Below are 18,251 nucleotides of genomic sequence, written 5' to 3' on the forward strand. Positions count from 1 at the left end.
TATCAGTCCCGTACCCGTTTCAAGATATCGCCGTAGGCGTCAATGCGCCGATCACGGAAATGCGGCCAGATGCGCCGAATATTCTCACTACGCTCGCGATCTATCGTGGCGTAGAGGACGCACTCGTCGGTTTCGTTGGCGCGAGCCAGGAATTCACCCTGGGGACCGCAAACGAAACTGTTGCCCCAAAAGCGGATGCCGTCGCCGAGGCCCTCCGGGTGGGGCTCGATACCAACGCGGTTGGGGGCTATGACTGGCAGGTTGTTTGCCACAGCGTGGCCTCTCTGCACGGTGACCCACGCTTCAAGCTGACGCGACTGCTCGTCGGCCTCGTCGGTCACGTCCCAGCCGATCGCGGTGGGGTAGATCAATATTTCCGCGCCTGCCAGGGCCATCAGGCGAGCGGCTTCGGGATACCATTGGTCCCAGCAGACCAGTACACCCAGGCTGCCGACAGAGGTGCGTATGGGCGTAAAGCCGTTACGGCCATCGTTGAAGATGGCGTCGCCCGGCGTGAAATAGAATTTTTCGTAGAACCCCGGATCGTCGGGAATATGCATTTTGCGATAGAGGCCGGCGAGGCTTCCGTCCGTCTCGAAGACCACTGCCGTGTTGTGGTACACACCGTTCATCCGGCGCTCAAAGATTGAACCGACGAGTACGATGCCCAGTTCTGCGGCAAGGGCGCCCAGGCGATCAGACGTCGGTCCCGGAATCGGTTCGGCCAATTCGAATACTGCGGTGTCTTCGTTCTGGCAGAAATAAAGGGTGGCGTGCAGTTCCTGCAGGACTACCAGCTGAGCACCATTGCTGGCTGCTTCCCGGACTAAACGCTCGGAAGTTGCCAGGCTCGTGGCCTTGTCATTGCTACAGGTTTGCTGGATCGCCGCGACCTTGAGTTCGCGTTTCTGGCTCATGGCTTAACGACTCCCTCGGGCAGTTGCATGGTGACGCAGTGCAGGCTGCCATGCTGATGGATCAATGGGCGGCAGTCGATGGGAATGATGTCTCGATCCGGGAAAATCGCACCCATGACGCGGATGGCCTCTTTGTCCTGGGGTACGTCGTAAGTCGGTAGCAGGACGGCGCCGTTAACGATCAGGAAATTTGCGTAGGTCGCGGGTAGTCGCTCGCCCTCGTCTCCATAGCAGGCGTTCGGCCAGGGCAGTGGCGTCAGGCGATAGGGCTGCTCGCCGGCATCGCGGAACTGCTGGAGTTCCGCTTCCATTGCCCGCAACGCGGCATAGTGTTCGTCATGTTCGTCGTCGCAACGTACGTAGCAGATATGGTTGGGCGCGCAGAAACGGGCCAGCGTATCGATGTGGCTGTCGGTGTCATCGCCGGCAAGGTAGCCGTGATTGAGCCAGAGTACGCGTTCGGCACCGAGGGATTCCCTCAGTCTGCCCTCGATTTGTGTGCGGTCCAGTCCGGGATTACGGCTGGTGGCGAGCAGGCACTCGCTGGTGGTCAGCAATGTGCCCTGGCCATCCGATTCGATGGAGCCACCTTCCAGCACGAAGTCCACCGGCACCAGCGGCGTATTGCCGAACAAGCCACCTTCGCTGAGACGGCGGTTAAGGACATCGTCCTTGTCCCAGGGGAATTTGTCGCCCCAGGCGTTGAAGCGGAAATCCAGCAGTTGGCATTGGCCTTCGTCGTCGATGGCAATAGGGCCATGATCCCTGGCCCAGGTATCGTTGGCAGGAGCTGTCACGCTGAGCACGCGCCCTGGGTATGCCTGCGCCGCCGCCCACTGGTTGAGTGAGTCGGTAAGGGCGGTCGTCTTGGCACCGTCCTCGCAGCTGAGGATCAGGTGCTGGAAACGCAGGACAGCTTTAGCTATGGCCTCGAACACGGGTTCGACCTGGTCGAGAGTATCCAGCCAATCGGTTCCGGCGTGCGGCCAGGTCAACATTACGGCGCTTTGTGGCGCCCATTCAGCGGGCATTCGGCGGGACATGCTCAAAACGTACTCACCTGTATCCATTTGGCAGGCCGGAGGCCCGGACTAGCCAGGACGGCAACGTTGGGCAAGCCCAACCCCGTCCCGGCGTGGTATGAGCAGCGGGCTGCGTTTAAAAGGGCGCTATTCTACCCGCTTGCGGCCGGGGTGCCACCAGAATGTTGGGGGCTGAGACCCCAGCCCAGCCTGCGAAGTTCCTGTTCGCCGTGAGGATTATCTCGATTCAGGCTTCATCACTGCATGAATTACGTGGTCGTACTCGAAATAGACGACAAACTCTTCATAAAACCATTGCGTAATGGGAGGGTTGCCCACTGGCCCTTTCACGCCTTGTGGTTGCCCGAAACTGGCGCGAACCTGTTCCTGGGTCTGGCCATGACGCGGCATCTGGACGGTTGCCCGGTCTGCGCCTTGCTGCATTACGGGGGTCTTGAGCTGTTCGGCATGGGCCTGGAATGCACCAGTCATCATCAATCCGCCCATCAACAGGGCGCACCCCATACGGCGAAACAGGGATGTGCGACTAAAACGGCTACTGCATGCGTTCTGGATTTTCATGACTCGGTACACCTTCAAAGGTCATTAATCTTAAGCACAGCCGACCTGGCAGACTCGGTTTGCGGTAGGAGCGCATGATCCATGCGATTTGGATTCCCGGAGCCCGTCCCTGGCAATGTCTGCTAAGCGTTGTTTTGGTTACGTAAATTTATTATCGATAAAACACTACTACAGGTTATGTTCCAAGGGAATATTGCCCAGGTAACGGTTGGTGAACCGGCGTCGAATGTTGGAGTGAAGGGTCAAGTAGATGGGGTTGGGGAATTGTCTGCAGACTCCCGCTGGCGCTGCCGGATCTGCGAGCGCATAACGTGGCGGGCGATCTGTTGACGGTCGGCATCCTCCAGAGCGCGGAATTCGGTATGCAGCCAACGCCGGCCCTGGTCGTCATGGCTAACGGACACGATCTCGACCGTGCCTTGGGGCCTGTAGAGTTCCGGGGGCAGGGTGAGGCGTACAGCCAGGCGCTTGCCTGCGACGAACTGCGGATCGTTGTTGGGGAAGGCGACGCCGCCTTCGCCGAGCGTTGCCTCGATCCAGCGGTCCGGTTGCAACGGATTTTGCTCAAAGGCCATAATGCGCGCCAGCGTGTCGACCTTGGTGTTGAAGGACTTCATCAGATTGGCCAGTAGCCGGTCTCGTTCGGCCAGGCTGGCCAGTTGGCTGCGCACGTCCTGATCGATACGCCGTAGTTCGTCGTGAAGGGGCGCCAGGTGCCCGTCACCAAAGGGATCGTCAGGAGGGCTCGCGTGTTCATCGGCAACGGACCTGATTTCAAGACCGATCCTGTCGTGAATCCTGAAAAAGTCACGTCGGTCTTCGTTGGGGTTCGGAATCATTGCAAAACTCCTGGACACCTGGATTTAGGAAACCCTTGTTGGGAAACCTTTGGCAGGAAACCTCTCTAAGAGAATACGTAGCGCAGGGCGCCTGTGCATTTAAGCAAGTTTAACAGCAGATCGGCTCCCTGCGGGGTCGGTGCATCATCGACTTCGGGGAAGCGGTAGGCCCTCATTCATGTTCAAGCCTTTATCTTTTTCCATTGGGCTGCGTTACACGGCAGCCAAGCGGCGCAATCACTTCATTTCATTTATTTCCCTGACGTCCATTATCGGTCTGATGCTCGGCGTTGCGCTGCTGATCATCGTATTGTCGGTCATGAACGGTTTCGACCGGGAGCTGCAACAGCGCATCCTGGGTATGGTGCCCCATGCAACCATTCAGGGGCAGAGCACAGTGGACGACTGGCAGCGTATCGACCGGCTGGCAACGGAAAACCCGGAAGTCATTGCAGCGGCACCCTTTATCCGCGGACAGGGGATGGTTACAGGCTCGGGGAATGTCCACGGCGTTCTGCTCAATGGGATCATCCCGGAGGAAGAACGCCAGGTGTCGATCATCGAAAACCACATGGAGCAGGGCTCGCTGGACGATCTGCGTCCGGGGGAGTTCGGTATCATCGTCGGACGTTTGCTGGCGGCGAACCTGCGTTTACAGATTGGCGACAAAGTGACGGTGGTCCTGCCGGAGGCGTCGATTACCCCGGCGGGCGTGCTGCCGCGACTCAAGCGCTTTACCGTCAAAGGTATTTTTAGTGTGGGCGCCGAACTGGATGGCAGCTATACCCTGATCCATATGGACGATGCCTCCAAGCTAATGCGTACCAATGGCAAGGCGGAAGGCGTTCGCCTGCTGATGGACGACCTGTTCAAGGCGCCCCGCGTTGCCGAGAACGTGGCGCGAAGCCTTGGGGGGCGCTATTACGTCTCGGACTGGACGCGCACCCACGGCAATCTGTTCCAGGCGATACGCATGGAGAAGACCATGATCGGCCTGCTGTTGATGTTCATCATCGCGGTTGCCGCCTTCAACGTTGTTTCGACGCTCGTCATGGTTGTCACCGACAAGACGGCGGATATTGCCATCCTGCGCACCATGGGCGCCACACCGGGTCGCATTATGCGAATCTTTATCGTCCAGGGCGCGGTCATTGGTGTGGTTGGGGTCCTGGTGGGCACCATCCTGGGCATCCTGGGTGCGGAGAACATCAGCGCCATTATTGGCTGGATCGAGAATGTACTGGGTATGAAGTTCCTGAGCCCTGACGTCTATTTCATCAGCTACCTGCCATCCCAGCTCCAATGGGAAGACGTGTTCATTATCAGTGGGTCGGGGCTAGCCATGGCCCTGCTTGCAACCATCTATCCGGCATGGCGGGCATCCCGTGTCGATCCGGCGGAGGCCCTGCGCTATGAGTAATGCTGCCCAAACCCAGGGCGAGCAGGCCCTGGTTATCGATTGCCGTGAGATTACGCGCACCTATCGGCAGGGTCCTACGGAGCTGACGATCTTCTCGGATATTTCCCTCGAGGTCGCGGCCGGCGAAACCGTCGCGATCGTCGGCAGCAGTGGTGCAGGCAAGACGACGTTGCTGAACCTGCTTGGCGGGCTCGACAAACCGACGTCGGGTCACATTTCCATTTGTGGCGTGGACATCCACGCTTTACGCGAGAAAGGGCGGGCGGGTTTTCGTAACCGGCAACTGGGTTTCGTATACCAATTCCACCATTTGCTGCCCGAGTTTACGGCGCTTGAAAACGTGATGATGCCGTGTGCGCTCGCGGGGGAGTCGATGAGATCGGCTCGGCAAAAAGCGAAAGATATCCTCGGCAAGGTGCGTCTGGGCGAGCGGCTTTCTCACAAACCTGGCGAGTTATCGGGCGGCGAACGTCAACGGGTTGCGATCGCTCGGGCCCTGGTTAACGCACCGCAATGCGTATTGATGGATGAGCCCACTGGCAACCTGGATGAGCATACGGGTCGGGAAGTGCAGGCCTTGATTGAATCCCTTCGCGACCAGCTTGGTATCTCGTTCGTGGTGGTCACCCATGACATGGGGATGGCACAGCGATTGGGACGGGTATTGCGGTTAGAAGAGGGGCGGCTTGTCGAAGCTAGCTGATTGCTCGTGTTTGGCTAGTAGGGCCAGCTACTTGGTGGGCCTGCCCAGTGGTCTGGAGCCTTCGCGCAGTCCCCGGCGCTTTCCCCAATCCGAGCGGACCTTACGGCGCCAAAGGAACTGGATAACCAAATAGCTTATGCAGGCGCAGACCACACCCAGTACCACGGAACCGACGTAGAGCGGTACGCCGATATCGAGTAGGCGTTCGCTTAGCCATTGCCACGACAGGTGAAACTCGAAGTTCAGTACCGGGCGGCCCAGAAGCCAGGCGCCGACCTTGTAGTTGAAGTAGAACATCGGCGGCATGGTCAGAGGGTTGCTGATCCACACCAATGCGATCGAGAGCGGTAGGTTGGCGTTGAACCAGATCGCAAAGAACCCGGCGGCAACCATCTGGAATGGCATCGGGATAAAACAGAAAAAGACGCCGATCAGGAATGCGCGACACACGGCATGACGGTTGATATGCCAGAGGTTGGGTTCATGCAATACATCGCCCAGGAAGTGCAGGGACTTCATGGCCCTGATCTTCTCCGGTGTCGGCATGTACCGCTTGATAAACCGTTTCGGCATGACGTCCGGTTGCCTGTGGATACTGTTTAGCACGTTTCGCGGCCAGAGCCGACGTGCGGTAATTATGGACTAAAGGGCAAGGATTGCCCGGGAGAATTGCGTGCGCGCAGGGATTGCAGCATTCGCGGGCGGCGTCATCTTACTTTATTGTGTCGGCCGAATACTACCGTTGCCCCTGTTGTGGATTATCCTCATCGGGATTGGCTCGGTTCCCCTTCTAAATCAACGGTTCCGCTATCCTGCCTTCGCGCTGTGTTGCCTGTTAGGCGGTCTTCTATGGGCTAGTTGGTCAGCCAGCGAAAGATTGCTGGTCCAACTGCCAGCGACGTCGGATTCGTCTGTCCGGGCGGTGGCCGGTTACCGTTGCAGTCTGGTGTCTCCCGGAGCATACGACAGTCTTCGCTTCGATTTCTGCATCACACGTTGGTTGGATACGAAAAGCTCGGTTACGTCACAGCGTCATACTATGCCGACGCCGTCCCAGGGTTTACCAACCAGGCTGCGTTTGGCGCTCTACGGCGCGGACAAGAAGCTTGATCTGCCGCTCCGTCTGCATATGAGGGTTCGACTCAAACCCCCTCATGGCAGCATCAATCCTCAGGGTTTTCGTTACGAAACCTGGCTATTCCGTCACGGTTTTGGTGCTACCGGCAGCGTACAGGAATGGCAAGCCGCGCCTGACGTCGAATGCGGCCTGCATTGCTATTTCCACCAGTGGCGGGAGCAAGTCGCACGAAGCCTGGGTAAGGCATACGGAAAGCTCGACGCCTATCCGATGATGGAAGCGCTGCTGCTGGGAGAACGCCGGTACCTGGACGCGGACGATTGGGCGGTGTTCCGGGCCACAGGAACGTCCCACCTGATCGCCATTTCCGGATTGCATATCGGGTTGGTGGGCCTCTTCTCCGGTTGGTTGGCCTCCCGGCTTCTCGCCAGGGTGCCCCGCGGCGTCCTGATGTCTCGGGGGCGTCGGCGGGGTGTCGTTGTGGTCAGTCTCTCAGCCTGTTTGTGTTATGCACTGCTGGCCGGTTTTACCGTGCCTACCCAGCGAGCGCTTGTCATGGCTGCCGTCGCTGCCGCGGTCTATCTCAGGAGTCGATTGTCAGGCTATTGGACGGCTTGGCTCGTGGCCTTGGGCTGCGTACTGGCCCTCGACCCATTCGCTCCTCTGGATGGCGGTTTCTGGCTGTCTTTCGGGGCCGTAGCCTGTTTGATACTGCTGTTTTCCGGCCGGCTCGATGCACCCGGACCGGTTAAGACCCTGCTCCAGGCACAGGCTGCGGCAACCGCCGGGCTGCTACCGGTGCTTATGGGGCTTGGGTTGCCAGCCGCGGCAATGGGTTGGATGGTCAACCTCCTTGCCATTCCCTTGATGTCATTCCTTTTGTTGCCGTTGCTCTTCGTTTTGACGCCCCTTGGCCTGATTTCTGATCCGTTGCTGCACATCGTGGCACCAATCCTGGATGCCGTACTGAGCGGTTTCCTGCAGGGGCTAGCGTGGTTTGCCAGGGTTTCTCCCGAGGGTTTTCGAATGGGTATGGCAGAGGCTGCGGTGCTCGCTGCCGCGGTGATTGCCTGTTTGTTTCCGGTCGGTCGTATGACGCGATGGGCGCTGGCCTCCGTATCGATAGCTGTGCTCGTCGGGCAGTGGGGTCTGAAGTCCGGTAATGCGACAGTTTCACACCCGGAGCTATGGGTATGGGATGTCGGCCAAGGTTTGTCAGTGCTCTATCGCGAAGGCGACCAAGTGCTCGTCTATGATACCGGACCTGGGTCGCCGTCAGGCTACTCCGCCGTGGATTCTGTTCTTCGACCCAACCTGCGCGGGTTGGGGGTCGAGTTCATCAATACATTGCTAATCAGCCATGGCGATGCCGATCACGCCAGTGGTCTGGGATCGCTGCTCGACCACATGAAAGTGGGGCAACTCGTCACCGGCGAGCCCACACGCCTCCCAGCGGTCCGGGCTCAAGGGATTGGGTTTGACCCCTGCCGGGCAGGCACGTTGGATAGCGCGGGCGCTATCCGTATGGAGCTCTGGCAGGCGCCCGGTGCTGGCGCGGGCAACAGTCGTTCGTGCGTATTGCGCATTTTCAAGGGCGACGTGGAAATCGTACTTCCCGGTGATATTACCGGGGATGAGGAAAGGCTCTGGCTGGCCGATCATCGGCTGGAACAGGATGTGTACCGTATCCTGGTGGCGCCCCATCACGGTAGCAAGACGTCATCCAGCGAGAACTGGGTCACGGCCCTGGCGCCTGATGTCGTCATTTTCTCGGCGGGCTATCGGCATCCCTATGGGCACCCGGCTGACGTTGTGCAGTCGCGGTACAGGGTGGCCGGCGCGGCGCTCTACAATACGGCAACGTCAGGCGCCGTTCATGTCGAACTGTTGGGTGAGGGGGTGCGCGTAAGCCCGACACGGGCCGATGCTCCCTTCTGGATAACGCCACCGCCCGGGTAGGTGTCCGCAGGCGAGGCAGAGGGTGTGGCGGCGGGCGCCGCCTGTGCTAAAGTAGCGCGGCTGTTAAACATCAGGGAGATAAAGCGTGTTAGAGCTTCTTCAGGCGGGCGGCATCATTATGGTGCCCATTATTGCGTGTTCCATTCTCGCCCTTGCCATCATTCTCGAACGTTTCTGGAGTCTGCGAGCGTCGCGCGTCGCTCCGCAGAGTACGATCAACGAGTTATGGCGCTGGATCAAGAAAAAGGAGCTCAATGCCCGGAAACTCAAGGCCCTTCAGTCATCATCTCCCATGGGACGCGTGCTTGCCGGCGGCCTGATGAATGCCAAGCACGGCCGCGAGATTATGAAAGAGAGCATCGAGCAGGAAGCCAGTCAGGTCATTCACGAGCTGGAGCGTTTCCTGAACCCGCTGGGAACGGTAGCCACCATTACGCCGCTGCTGGGTCTGTTAGGCACGGTCATCGGTATGATCAAGGTGTTTGCTGAAATCCAGCTGGCCGGCGTAGGCGATGCCGGCAACCTGGCGGGTGGTATTTCCGAAGCGCTGATGACGACGGCGGCCGGACTGAGCGTGGCGATCCCCGCCCTGATCTGCCACCGCTACTTTATCCGTCGCGTCGACGAACTGGTCGTAAACATGGAGCAGGAGGCCATCAAGCTGGTCGAAGTGGTCCACGGCGACCGTGAAATCGATGTAGAGGGAGCCTGAGCACCGTGAAGTTCAAGCGTCAGAGAAGTCAGGACGTCAGTGTCGACCTGACGCCGCTGATCGACGTCGTCTTTCTGTTGTTGATCTTTTTCATGGTGTCGACCACGTTTACCCGGGAAAGCCACCTCAAGGTGGATCTGCCCGAAGCCGACGGCGAGGTGGCCGAAGCCCAGGCCGAGCAGGTCGATGTGGTGATCAATGCCGAAGGGCAGTACGCGGTCAACGACCGTCCGCTGGTCAACAACCAGAAAGAGACGTTGCGCAAGGCGGTGCAGGAAGTGTCCGGAGGCAACGCCCAGTTGCCATTCATCATCACGGCGGATGCCCAGACGCCCCACGAGTATGTGGTGCGCGCCATGGATGTCGCGGGCAAGCTTGGTTTCGTCAAACTCAGCATTACCACCCAGCGCACATCGGAAGGTGAGTGAGCGCCGGCGCCTCCGACGTGCGAGGCGCCGGTAAAGACGTACGACCGACCAGGACCCAATTATGAGTGCGGACTCCGCATCCAACTGGCAGACCTATAAACGCCTGTTAGCCTACGTCAAGCCTTTCTGGCTCGCCTTTTCCCTCGCTGTAGTGGGTAACATCATCTATGCCGGGGCTTCAACGGGCATGGCCGCGGCGATGGAATATGTCATCCAGGCTATCGAGAATCCCACTGAACAGAACCGACTGCTACTGACCGGTTTGATCGTCGGAGTCTTCGCGCTAAGGGGCGTGGGGACGTTCATGGGCCAGTATTTCATCAACTACGTGGGGCGTCAGGTCGTCAATGCGCTGCGCACCCAGGTTTTCGATCGCCTGCTGCGTCTTCCGTCGCGCTTCTTCGATGATCACTCCGCCGGACACCTGGTGTCCAAGCTTACGTTCAATGTTGAACAGGTCGCTGATGCAACGACCAACGCCGTGACTATCAGCCTGAGGGAAGGTCTGACGATCATTGGTCTGCTCGGCTTCATGCTCTACACGAACTGGAAGCTGACCCTCATTTTCGTAGCGGTAGGGCCGGTCATCGGGTTTGTCGTCAGCTTTGCCAGCAAACGCTTTCGTAAGTTGAGTCGCCGGATCCAGAGTTCGATGGGAGACATCACCCACGTGGCTTCGGAATCCATTAGCGGCTATCGAGTGGTTCGGATTTTCGGTGGTGAGGGGTACGAGCGTGAGCGGTTCCATGACGTAAGCCAGCGTAACCTGACTCAAAGCCTCAAGATGGCCTCCACCCAGGCGATCAGCGTGCCGATCATCCAGATTCTCGTGGCGTTTTCCATTGCTGCCTTGGTCTGGCTAATGCTGGCGCCCGAAATCCGCGGCGGGATGAGTACCGGTGAACTGGTGGCTTTCATAACGGCCGCCACCACCATGGCCAAGCCTATTCGCCAGGTGACCTCTGTCCATGCCAAGATCCAGCGTGGTGTCGCTGCGGCCCACGATGTATTCGAAACGATCGATGAGACCCCTGAAGACGATACCGGCACCCACTCTCCGGGGCGCGTGAAAGGAAATATCAGCTTCCGCAAAGTCTCTTTTCGCTACCGTGACCAGCTTGACGATGTCCTGAAGGATATCGATCTGGATATCCCCCAGGGTCAAAGTGTTGCGCTGGTCGGTCGCTCCGGTAGCGGCAAGTCGACCATGGTTAGCCTGCTGCCGCGTTTCTATGAATATACGGCCGGCAACATCCTGATCGACGACGTGCCGATCCGCGACTACACCCTCCGCGCACTGCGTGACCAGATTGCACTGGTAACCCAGAACGTCGTGCTGTTCAACGACACCATCGCAGCCAATATCGCATACGGCTCGCTACGGGAACATACCCTCGACGAAATCCGCGAAGCTGCCGCGAAAGCCCATGCATTGGAGTTCATCGACCGGATGCCTGAGGGTATGGACACACTGATCGGTGACAACGGCGTGATGCTGTCCGGCGGCCAGCGTCAGCGCTTGGCTATAGCCCGGGCCCTGCTTAAAGATGCGCCGATCCTGATCCTCGATGAGGCGACCTCCGCACTGGATACGGAATCCGAGCGTCACATCCAGCAAGCGCTGGACCTGGTCATGAAGGGGCGTACCACTCTGGTAATTGCGCATCGCCTGTCGACCATCGAGAAGGCGGATCGCATCCTGGTCATGGATGGCGGCGAGATTGTCGAAGCGGGACGTCACGAGGAATTGCTGGGGCAGGGCGGCGTTTACGCGAAGCTGCACCAGACCAATTTCAGCGAGGCCGGTTGAACAGCATGGTCGAGCGCCTCTGGTACGGGGAGGGCCGGCCGCTCTGGCTGCTATGGCCGTTGGCCTGGCTCTACCGCTGGATCAGCCAACGCCGGCGCGAGGCCTATCGGGAGGGCAGACGGCAAACCAGTCGCCCCCCGATTCCCATCATTGTCGTCGGAAATATCACAGCGGGTGGTACAGGCAAATCACCTCTCACGCTGGCAATTGTCGATCACCTGAGGCGGCAGGGGTGGCGGCCGGCCATCGTCAGTCGTGGCTACGGCGGCAAATCTGAACGTTACCCTTTGCTGGTCAACCCGGAGACGCCAGCCGCTCTCAGCGGAGACGAGCCGCTGATGCTGGCGCGTCAGGGCAGCGTGCCGGTTGTGGTGGACCCCAAACGTGCTCGGGCCGCGCAATGGGCGTACGATGAAAAGCTGGCGGACGTTCTCGTTTGCGATGACGGCCTGCAGCACTATGCGCTGGGCCGGGACCTGGAAATCGCCGTGTTCGACGGTGCCCGGGGGGTGGGGAATGGTGCACCCATACCGGTGGGGCCGCTGCGGGAAGCGCCTGATCGTCTTGCAGAGGTAGATGCTCTGGTCTTCAACGGCGTACCTGTGCAACCGTTGAGCCACCCCAACGTCATGACGATGCAGTTCGAGCCGCAACGGTTGACCAATATGGCTACCGGCGAAACGCGGGAAATGGATTGGTTGAAAGGTCGGACCGTGATAGGAGTCGCCGGCATCGGCAACCCGGCCCGGTTCTTCGATACGTTGAGAATGCTGGGTGCGAACGTCGAGGAGCGTCCGCTTCGGGACCATCATGAATTCCGCCGTGAGGATCTGGCTCACCCGGTAGGGCAGGCGCTTGTCATGACGGCCAAGGACGCAGTGAAGTGCGTAGATCTGGCCGATGCGGACTGTTGGTCACTTGAAGTTCGTGCCGCCTTGCCTGATGCTTTCTGGATACTGCTGGATCGCCGTCTAGCGGAGCTTGAACTGCCGTCGCCAGCTACCAAACCCGATCAATGAGGAACCAAACCCAATGGATAAGAAGCTGTTGGCCATGCTGGCCTGTCCCGTATGCAAGGGAGAGCTTGTCATCAACGATGCCAGGGACGAGCTGATCTGCCGAGCGGATGGCATGGCGTTCCCCATCAAGGAAGGTATCCCGGTGATGCTTTCAAACGAGGCCAGGACGCTGACCACGGATGAGCGTCTCGAGAAGCGCTGAGTCTCACCGGCTGCTATCTACGTCTCGATAGCAGCCCTAAGCCCGGAAACGACATTCAGACCGGATAAACGACGTCTAGGATAGCCCCATGTCATTTACCGTAGTCATTCCAGCCCGTTATGCATCCACCCGCCTGCCCGGCAAGCCACTGCTGGAAATCGGCGGGCAGACCATGATCGAACACGTATACGACCGAGCCTGCGAGAGCGAAGCGAGCCGCGTTATCATTGCTACGGATGATGAGCGCATTGCCGACGTTGCCCGAGGATTCGGTGCGGAAGTGGTTATTACCGCCGCGGATCATGCCTCCGGCACCGACCGGCTGGAAGAGGTGGCGCGCACATGCGGTTTCGCGCCAGACGACCGCATCGTCAATGTGCAGGGCGACGAGCCGTTGATCCCCTCAGTGCTGATCAATCAGGTCGCTCGGAACCTGGAAGCGTACCCCGAGGCGAAGATCGCTACCTTGTGTGAGGAGATCCAGCGACCGGAATATGTATTCAATCCCAACGTCGTGAAGGTAGTGCGCGCCAGCGACAACTTCGCCCTTTATTTCAGTCGGGCTCCCATTCCCTGGGCGCGCTCCGAGTGGACCGAAACCACTCCAACGTCCGAGCGCACGCTACCAGCGGATGTGGGTTACCTGCGCCATATCGGGGTCTACGGTTATCGGGTCGACCTGCTGCACGATTTCGTCGCATGGAACGCTTCTCCGCTGGAAAAGACCGAGTCCCTCGAACAGCTCCGTGCACTGGAAAACGGCGCGCGAATCCACGTGGATATCGCCGTCGAACGGCCGCCCAATGGCGTGGACACGCCGGAAGACCTGGAGCACGTGAGGCGGATATTTGCCAGTGGACTGGAGGAGGTTGAAGTCGATGCGTGATCCGGTCAAGGTGCTGTTCGTGTGTATGGGTAATATCTGCCGGTCGCCCACGGCCCACGCAGTCTTTCAGAAACGCCTCGAAGAACAGGGCCTGGCCGGTCGGGTCGTGGTCGATTCCTGCGGGACCGGAAGCTGGCACATTGGCAAGCAGCCTGATCCACGCGCAATGGAGGCGGGCCTTCGTCGCGGTTATGATCTTTCGTCGCTGCGGGCGCGGCAGATCCAGGCCAGCGACATAGAGCAATTCGATTATGTTTTGACCATGGACCGCGATAATCAGCAGATCGTTGCCAATCTCACCTCCGATAACGCCACGACGCGACCTGAGCTCTTCCTTCGGTACGCGATCCATCATCAGGAGGATGAGGTGCCGGATCCGTACTACGGCGACGGCGATGGGTTCGAGTTGGTACTGGACCTGATCGAAGACGCTTGCGATGGACTGATTAAGGATATCCGGGAGAACCGGCTTTGAATTCCGGCGTTGTCGAACGGGAGGCTGACGTTTCCCTGCAGACGTGTAATACGCTGCGTTTGCCGGCAAAGGCTGCCTGGCTGTGCCGGGTGAAGAACATCGAGGAGCTGTGCGAAGCGCTGGACTGGGCTGATCACCGCTCCCTACCGACATTGATTCTGGGGGGCGGGAGTAACGTCATTGTTGCCGACGACTTCCCCGGCCTTGTCATCAAGGTTGCGTTTTCCGGTCGCTGCTGGAGCGACGTATCCGCCGAATCTGCAACGCTGGAATTAGGCGCCGGCGAGAATTGGCATGCCACTGTCATGTATGCCGTCCGTGCTGGTTACCGTGGGATTGAGAACCTCGCACTCATTCCGGGTACCGTTGGAGCGGCGCCTATCCAGAATATCGGTGCCTATGGCGTCGAACTTTCCCATACGGTGGTTGACGTCCAGGTCTGGGATCGCGAGGCCGGAGACACCCGCACGTTGTCTGCGGACGAATGCGAATTCGGTTATCGCGATAGCCTGTTCAAGCGTCATCCCGACCGCTATGTCGTGCTGCGGGTGCGCTTACGTCTTTCCCGGAAAACACCGCTCAATCTGGGCTATCGGGACCTGCAGGAGTTCTTCGAAGAAAACGCGGATGTGGGCACGCTGACCCCAGAAGACGTGGCACGCGCCGTTATGCAGGTTCGTTGCCGTAAGCTGCCGGACCCGGATTTCCTGCCCAATGCAGGAAGTTTTTTCAAGAATCCTGTAGTGGCCCTTGGCCAGTATCGTACGTTGAAAGAGCGCTTCCCCGAGCTGGTGGCCTATGAAAGCGCTGACAGTGCCAAACTGGCGGCGGGCTGGCTGATCGATTTCTGTGGCTGGAAAGGCTACCGGGAGTCTCACGTCGGTGTGCATAATCGTCAGGCCTTGGTGCTTGTTCACCATGGTGACGGTGAAGGCAGGGAACTGCTCAGTCTGGCCGCACGCATCCGGGATGATGTGAAGGGTCGGTTTGGTGTGGCTCTGGAGGTTGAGCCTCGAATCTTTCCTGTCGAATTGCGCAGCGAATTCGGTTTCTGAAGACGCGCTGTACGCCCTACATTTCAGTTACGCCCTATATTCATTCCCTTCACAACCCCAAGAACAAAAAATCCACCGGGACCGCGAAGTCCGGGTGGATTTTTAGCGTCTGTGAGTTACCCGGTCAGCCGCACTTGCTGTCGCCGCAGGACAGGCAGGTCGCGCAACCATCCATGACGATCACCGCTTTGGTATTGCACTTGCTGCAAAGCGTCGCGTTGGCCGGATAATCACTGCCGCCGCCGTCGCTATTGGCGGATTCGCGAGACTCGAACTCGGCCCGTTTCTCCGCCAGCACACGCTTGGCCACGTCACCCAGCTCTTCGCTTTCGATCAGGCCGATGGCCTTCATGTGCTTCTCGATCACAGCGCCGATTTCGGCAACCAGTGACGGCATGAATACGCCGCCCTTCTTGAAGTAACCGCCGTTCGGGTCATACACCGAACGCAGCTCTTCCACCAGGAATGTGACATCGCCGCCTTTGCGGAACACCGCCGAGATAACGCGGGTGAGAGCGATAACCCATTGGAAGTGCTCCATCGACTTGGAATTGATGAAGACTTCATACGGTTGTCTGCTCTCGTGATCCGTGTCCTCGTTGAGCAGGATATCGTTGATGGTGATATACATCGCATGCTCGGCTACCGGCGGCTTGATCTTGTAGGTGGTGCCCAGCAGGAAGTCCGGCCGCTCGATGTGCTCGTTCATCTCAATGGGCTGGGGCGCCTGGTTTTCCGCAGACTCAACCGACTGGTTGGCGGAATCGTCGGCTTTGGTGACCCGGTAGCCGACGATCTTCTTATCGATCTTTACAGTCATCGTTCTATGTCCTGTGCTGTGGTGACGGATCCGTCTTTCCGCAAGTAGAAATCAATACTTACCGTAAGTGCCTTCTTTCAGGGCGTCGAAAAGGTTTGCGGCGGTATGGATCTCGCCGTCGTACTCGACCTCCTCGTGACCCTTGAGGCTGACTTTGGATCCGTCATCCAGGGTAAATTCGTACACCGTGCTTTCCAGGTCCTTCTGCTTGACGAGGACGCCCTGGAAGGCTTCCGGGTTGAAGCGGAAGGTGGTGCAGCCCTTGAGCCCCTTCTCGTAGGCGTACATGTAGATGTCCTTGAAGTCCTGGTATGGGAAATCAGTGGGCACGTTGGCAGTCTTGGAAATCGATGAGTCGACCCATTTCTGCGCGGCGCCCTGAATATCCACGTGCTGTGTCGGTGTCACATCATCCGACGTGGTGAAGTAGCTCGGCAGTTTCGCTTCCGGATCATCGGAGAAAGGCATCGCCTTGGCGTTGATCAGGTGACGATAGGCCAACAGCTCGTAGGAGAAGACATCCACCTTCTCCTTGGTCTTGCGTCCTTCGCGGATCACGTTGCGTGCATAGTGATGCGAGAAGCTCGGCTCGATACCGTTGCTGGCATTGTTGGCCAGGGACAGGCTGATGGTGCCGGTCGGCGCGATGGACGTGTGGTGCGTGAAGCGACCGCCTTTTTCTGCCAGCTTGGCCACCAGCTCCGGCTCGACCTCGGCAATACGCTGCATGTAGGCGCTGTACTTGGCGTGCAGGACGCGGCCCGGAATCTTGTCGCCTTCCTTGATGCCGTCTTTGGCCAGTTGCGGGCACTTGGCGAGCATCTTGCCAGTCACTTCGAACTCATCGTTCATGATCGGCGCAGGGCCTTTCTCGTCTGCCAGTTCCAGCGACTGGCGCCAGCCTTCGACCGCCATTTCGCGAACGACATCTTCTGTGAAGGACACGGACTCCTCAGAACCGTAAGGCATGCGCAGCATCGCCAGTGTCGAACCCAGGCCGAGGATCCCCATACCATGGCGACGTTTGTACGTGATTTCGTGACGCTGTTCTTCCAAAGGCAGGCCATTGATCTCAACGACATTGTCGAGCATGCGGGTGAAGATGCCGACGACCTTGCGGTATTTCTCGTAGTTGAAGCTGGCCTGTTCGGTAAATGGGTAGTCTACGAACTTGGTCAGGTTGACCGAGCCCAGCAGACAACTGCCGTACGGGGGCAGTGGTTGCTCGCCACAAGGGTTGGTCGCGCGGATATCCTCGCAGAACCAGTTGTTGTTCATCTGGTTGACCTTGTCGATCAGGATGAAGCCCGGTTCTGCGTAATCGTAGGTGGACGTCATGATGCTGTCCCAGATGAACTGGGCCTTGACGGTCTTGTAGATGCGGCAGGCGACCTTGCCTTCGTCGTTGCAGACATAGCCGTCCTGCACGGGGAAGTCACGGTAGACGAATTGGTTGGCGTCGTTCAGGTCCAGCTCTTCGGCTTCAGCCTCTTTCTCGGTCACCGGGAAGGACAGGTGCCAATCCTCACCATTTTTTACCGCTTCGATGAAATCCTCGGTGATCAGCAGCGACAGGTTGAACTGGCGCAGACGACCGTCTTCACGCTTGGCCTGGATAAAGTCGATAACGTCCGGATGGTGAACGTCGAAAGTTGCCATTTGTGCGCCGCGGCGGCCACCGGCAGAGGACACGGTGAAACACATGCGGTCGAAGATATCCATGAAGGAAAGGGGACCGGAGGTGGTGGCGCCGGCCCCGGCGACGTAGGCCCCTTTCGGGCGCAGGGTGGAGAACTCGTAGCCGATACCGCAGCCGGCCTTCAATGTCAGGCCAGCTTCGTGGTTCTTCTCCAGGATATCGTTCATGGAGTCGTTGATGCTGCCGGAAACTGTGCAGTTAATCGTGGACGTGGCCGGCTTGTGGGCTTCCGCACCGGCATTGGAGATGATACGGCCAGCCGGGATGGCGCCGTTTTTAAGGGCCCAGACGAATTCCTTGAAATGCTTTTCGCGCTTGGTCTTATTGGTTTCGACATCAGCCAGGGAGCGGGCGACCCGTGCGTAGGTGTCTTCAATAGCGGCATCGACAGGATCACCGCTCTTGGTCTTTAACTGGTACTTGCTGTTCCAGATGTCCAGCGACGCATCCTGCATGGGAATGGTTGTCATCAGTTCCTGTACTTTCGCGTTCATGCCGCCCTCAATGCTCCGATGATTCTTCGTTTCAGACCTCATAGTGCCTGACCCCAGTCCAGGTGCTTGGGAGCCCTGGACAAAAACAAAATACTATATCTGGTATCCGTGCCTTCGCATGTCCGGATTCA

Annotated in this window: 18 protein-coding genes; 11 read left to right on the forward strand and 7 right to left on the reverse strand. The window is 58.7% G+C overall.

All coding sequences use genetic code 11. The annotated features are described in order from the left end of the window. Window positions 1–2: 2 nt before the first annotated feature. The 4 genes from RE428_RS10515 to RE428_RS10530 form a co-directional block, all read right to left on the reverse strand. A complete protein-coding gene (locus RE428_RS10515; RefSeq protein WP_004581963.1) occupies window positions 3–917 on the reverse strand; it encodes a carbon-nitrogen hydrolase in 915 nt (304 codons plus the stop codon). Beyond that, window positions 914–1,960, reverse strand: a complete 1,047-nt coding sequence (locus RE428_RS10520; RefSeq protein WP_227500289.1) for an agmatine deiminase family protein — start codon at window positions 1,958–1,960, stop codon at window positions 914–916. The genes RE428_RS10515 and RE428_RS10520 overlap by 4 nt, the downstream gene beginning before the upstream one ends. 216 nt (window positions 1,961–2,176) lie before the next feature. Continuing rightward, window positions 2,177–2,521: a hypothetical protein gene (locus RE428_RS10525; RefSeq protein WP_004581965.1), complete on the reverse strand. Its 345-nt coding sequence runs from the start codon at window positions 2,519–2,521 to the stop codon at window positions 2,177–2,179. Between the two features lie 242 nt (window positions 2,522–2,763). Continuing rightward, on the reverse strand, window positions 2,764–3,360 hold the full coding sequence (locus RE428_RS10530; protein ID WP_004581966.1) for a PilZ domain-containing protein: 597 nt from the start codon (window positions 3,358–3,360) through the stop codon (window positions 2,764–2,766). A gap of 178 nt (window positions 3,361–3,538) precedes the next feature. Between RE428_RS10530 and RE428_RS10535 the strand changes: the two genes are divergently transcribed. Together RE428_RS10535 and RE428_RS10540 are read left to right on the forward strand one after the other, a co-directional pair. Further along, window positions 3,539–4,780, forward strand: coding sequence for a lipoprotein-releasing ABC transporter permease subunit (locus tag RE428_RS10535; RefSeq protein ID WP_004581967.1), 1,242 nt, complete (start codon window positions 3,539–3,541; stop codon window positions 4,778–4,780). Then, the gene (locus RE428_RS10540; protein WP_004581968.1) at window positions 4,773–5,483 is read left to right on the forward strand and encodes an ABC transporter ATP-binding protein; all 711 of its coding nucleotides are present in this window, start codon (window positions 4,773–4,775) and stop codon (window positions 5,481–5,483) included. Before RE428_RS10535 ends, RE428_RS10540 begins: the two co-directional genes overlap by 8 nt. A 27-nt stretch (window positions 5,484–5,510) precedes the next feature. On the opposite strand, the gene RE428_RS10545 is transcribed toward RE428_RS10540, so the two are convergent. After that, on the reverse strand, window positions 5,511–6,056 hold the full coding sequence (locus RE428_RS10545) for a DUF2062 domain-containing protein (RefSeq protein WP_040882648.1): 546 nt from the start codon (window positions 6,054–6,056) through the stop codon (window positions 5,511–5,513). Window positions 6,057–6,156: 100 nt separating this feature from the next. Here RE428_RS10545 and RE428_RS10550 point away from each other — a divergent pair, with 100 nt between their 5' ends. The 9 genes from RE428_RS10550 (at window position 6,157) to murB (ending at window position 15,107) form a co-directional block, all read left to right on the forward strand. Further along, window positions 6,157–8,520: a DNA internalization-related competence protein ComEC/Rec2 gene (locus RE428_RS10550; RefSeq protein ID WP_227500240.1), complete on the forward strand. Its 2,364-nt coding sequence runs from the start codon at window positions 6,157–6,159 to the stop codon at window positions 8,518–8,520. Window positions 8,521–8,605: 85 nt separating this feature from the next. Then, on the forward strand, window positions 8,606–9,232 hold the full coding sequence (locus RE428_RS10555; RefSeq protein ID WP_004581971.1) for a MotA/TolQ/ExbB proton channel family protein: 627 nt from the start codon (window positions 8,606–8,608) through the stop codon (window positions 9,230–9,232). Between the two features lie 5 nt (window positions 9,233–9,237). Next, complete coding sequence (locus RE428_RS10560) at window positions 9,238–9,660, forward strand: ExbD/TolR family protein (protein WP_004581972.1); 423 nt, start codon at window positions 9,238–9,240, stop codon at window positions 9,658–9,660. 61 nt (window positions 9,661–9,721) lie between these two features. Next, a complete protein-coding gene (gene msbA, locus RE428_RS10565) occupies window positions 9,722–11,470 on the forward strand; it encodes a lipid A export permease/ATP-binding protein MsbA (protein WP_004581973.1) in 1,749 nt (582 codons plus the stop codon). A 5-nt stretch (window positions 11,471–11,475) separates the two neighbouring features. Beyond that, on the forward strand, window positions 11,476–12,489 hold the full coding sequence (gene lpxK / locus RE428_RS10570) for a tetraacyldisaccharide 4'-kinase (protein WP_004581974.1): 1,014 nt from the start codon (window positions 11,476–11,478) through the stop codon (window positions 12,487–12,489). Between the two features lie 13 nt (window positions 12,490–12,502). After that, window positions 12,503–12,691 carry a Trm112 family protein gene (locus tag RE428_RS10575; protein WP_004581975.1) on the forward strand — a complete coding sequence of 63 codons (189 nt, stop codon included), beginning with the start codon at window positions 12,503–12,505 and terminating at the stop codon, window positions 12,689–12,691. A gap of 88 nt (window positions 12,692–12,779) precedes the next feature. Further along, a complete protein-coding gene (gene kdsB / locus RE428_RS10580) occupies window positions 12,780–13,577 on the forward strand; it encodes a 3-deoxy-manno-octulosonate cytidylyltransferase (protein ID WP_004581976.1) in 798 nt (265 codons plus the stop codon). Beyond that, the gene (locus RE428_RS10585) at window positions 13,570–14,052 is read left to right on the forward strand and encodes a low molecular weight protein-tyrosine-phosphatase (protein WP_004581977.1); all 483 of its coding nucleotides are present in this window, start codon (window positions 13,570–13,572) and stop codon (window positions 14,050–14,052) included. Before kdsB ends, RE428_RS10585 begins: the two co-directional genes overlap by 8 nt. After that, window positions 14,049–15,107 (forward strand): UDP-N-acetylmuramate dehydrogenase, encoded by a 1,059-nt coding sequence (gene murB, locus RE428_RS10590; RefSeq protein WP_004581978.1) that lies wholly within the window; start codon window positions 14,049–14,051, stop codon window positions 15,105–15,107. The genes RE428_RS10585 and murB overlap by 4 nt, the downstream gene beginning before the upstream one ends. Before the next feature lie 124 nt (window positions 15,108–15,231). Here the strand turns inward: murB and RE428_RS10595 are convergent, their stop codons facing one another. Further along, the gene (locus RE428_RS10595) at window positions 15,232–15,927 is read right to left on the reverse strand and encodes a TSCPD domain-containing protein (protein WP_004581979.1); all 696 of its coding nucleotides are present in this window, start codon (window positions 15,925–15,927) and stop codon (window positions 15,232–15,234) included. Between the two features lie 51 nt (window positions 15,928–15,978). Further along, window positions 15,979–18,120, reverse strand: coding sequence for an adenosylcobalamin-dependent ribonucleoside-diphosphate reductase (locus RE428_RS10600; protein WP_004581980.1), 2,142 nt, complete (start codon window positions 18,118–18,120; stop codon window positions 15,979–15,981). Between the last annotated feature and the right edge of the window lie 131 nt (window positions 18,121–18,251).

The sequence above is a fragment of the Marinobacter nanhaiticus D15-8W genome (genome assembly GCF_036511935.1).
In the GTDB taxonomy this organism is placed as follows: Bacteria; Pseudomonadota; Gammaproteobacteria; order Pseudomonadales; family Oleiphilaceae; genus Marinobacter_A; species Marinobacter_A nanhaiticus.

Excerpts from the sequence above, each read along its gene's own strand:
- RE428_RS10525 (WP_004581965.1), bottom strand. The coding sequence starts at position 2,521 with ATGAAAATCCAGAACGCATGCAGTAGCCGTTTTAGTCGCACATCCCTG.
- kdsB (WP_004581976.1), top strand. The coding sequence starts at position 12,780 with ATGTCATTTACCGTAGTCATTCCAGCCCGTTATGCATCCACCCGCCTG.
- msbA (WP_004581973.1), top strand. The coding sequence starts at position 9,722 with ATGAGTGCGGACTCCGCATCCAACTGGCAGACCTATAAACGCCTGTTA.
- RE428_RS10540 (WP_004581968.1), top strand. The coding sequence starts at position 4,773 with ATGAGTAATGCTGCCCAAACCCAGGGCGAGCAGGCCCTGGTTATCGAT.
- RE428_RS10520 (WP_227500289.1), bottom strand. The coding sequence starts at position 1,960 with ATGTCCCGCCGAATGCCCGCTGAATGGGCGCCACAAAGCGCCGTAATG.
- RE428_RS10585 (WP_004581977.1), top strand. The coding sequence starts at position 13,570 with ATGCGTGATCCGGTCAAGGTGCTGTTCGTGTGTATGGGTAATATCTGC.
- lpxK (WP_004581974.1), top strand. The coding sequence starts at position 11,476 with ATGGTCGAGCGCCTCTGGTACGGGGAGGGCCGGCCGCTCTGGCTGCTA.
- RE428_RS10575 (WP_004581975.1), top strand. The coding sequence starts at position 12,503 with ATGGATAAGAAGCTGTTGGCCATGCTGGCCTGTCCCGTATGCAAGGGA.
- RE428_RS10595 (WP_004581979.1), bottom strand. The coding sequence starts at position 15,927 with ATGACTGTAAAGATCGATAAGAAGATCGTCGGCTACCGGGTCACCAAA.
- RE428_RS10530 (WP_004581966.1), bottom strand. The coding sequence starts at position 3,360 with ATGATTCCGAACCCCAACGAAGACCGACGTGACTTTTTCAGGATTCAC.
- RE428_RS10600 (WP_004581980.1), bottom strand. The coding sequence starts at position 18,120 with ATGAACGCGAAAGTACAGGAACTGATGACAACCATTCCCATGCAGGAT.
- RE428_RS10535 (WP_004581967.1), top strand. The coding sequence starts at position 3,539 with ATGTTCAAGCCTTTATCTTTTTCCATTGGGCTGCGTTACACGGCAGCC.
- RE428_RS10545 (WP_040882648.1), bottom strand. The coding sequence starts at position 6,056 with ATGCCGAAACGGTTTATCAAGCGGTACATGCCGACACCGGAGAAGATC.
- RE428_RS10515 (WP_004581963.1), bottom strand. The coding sequence starts at position 917 with ATGAGCCAGAAACGCGAACTCAAGGTCGCGGCGATCCAGCAAACCTGT.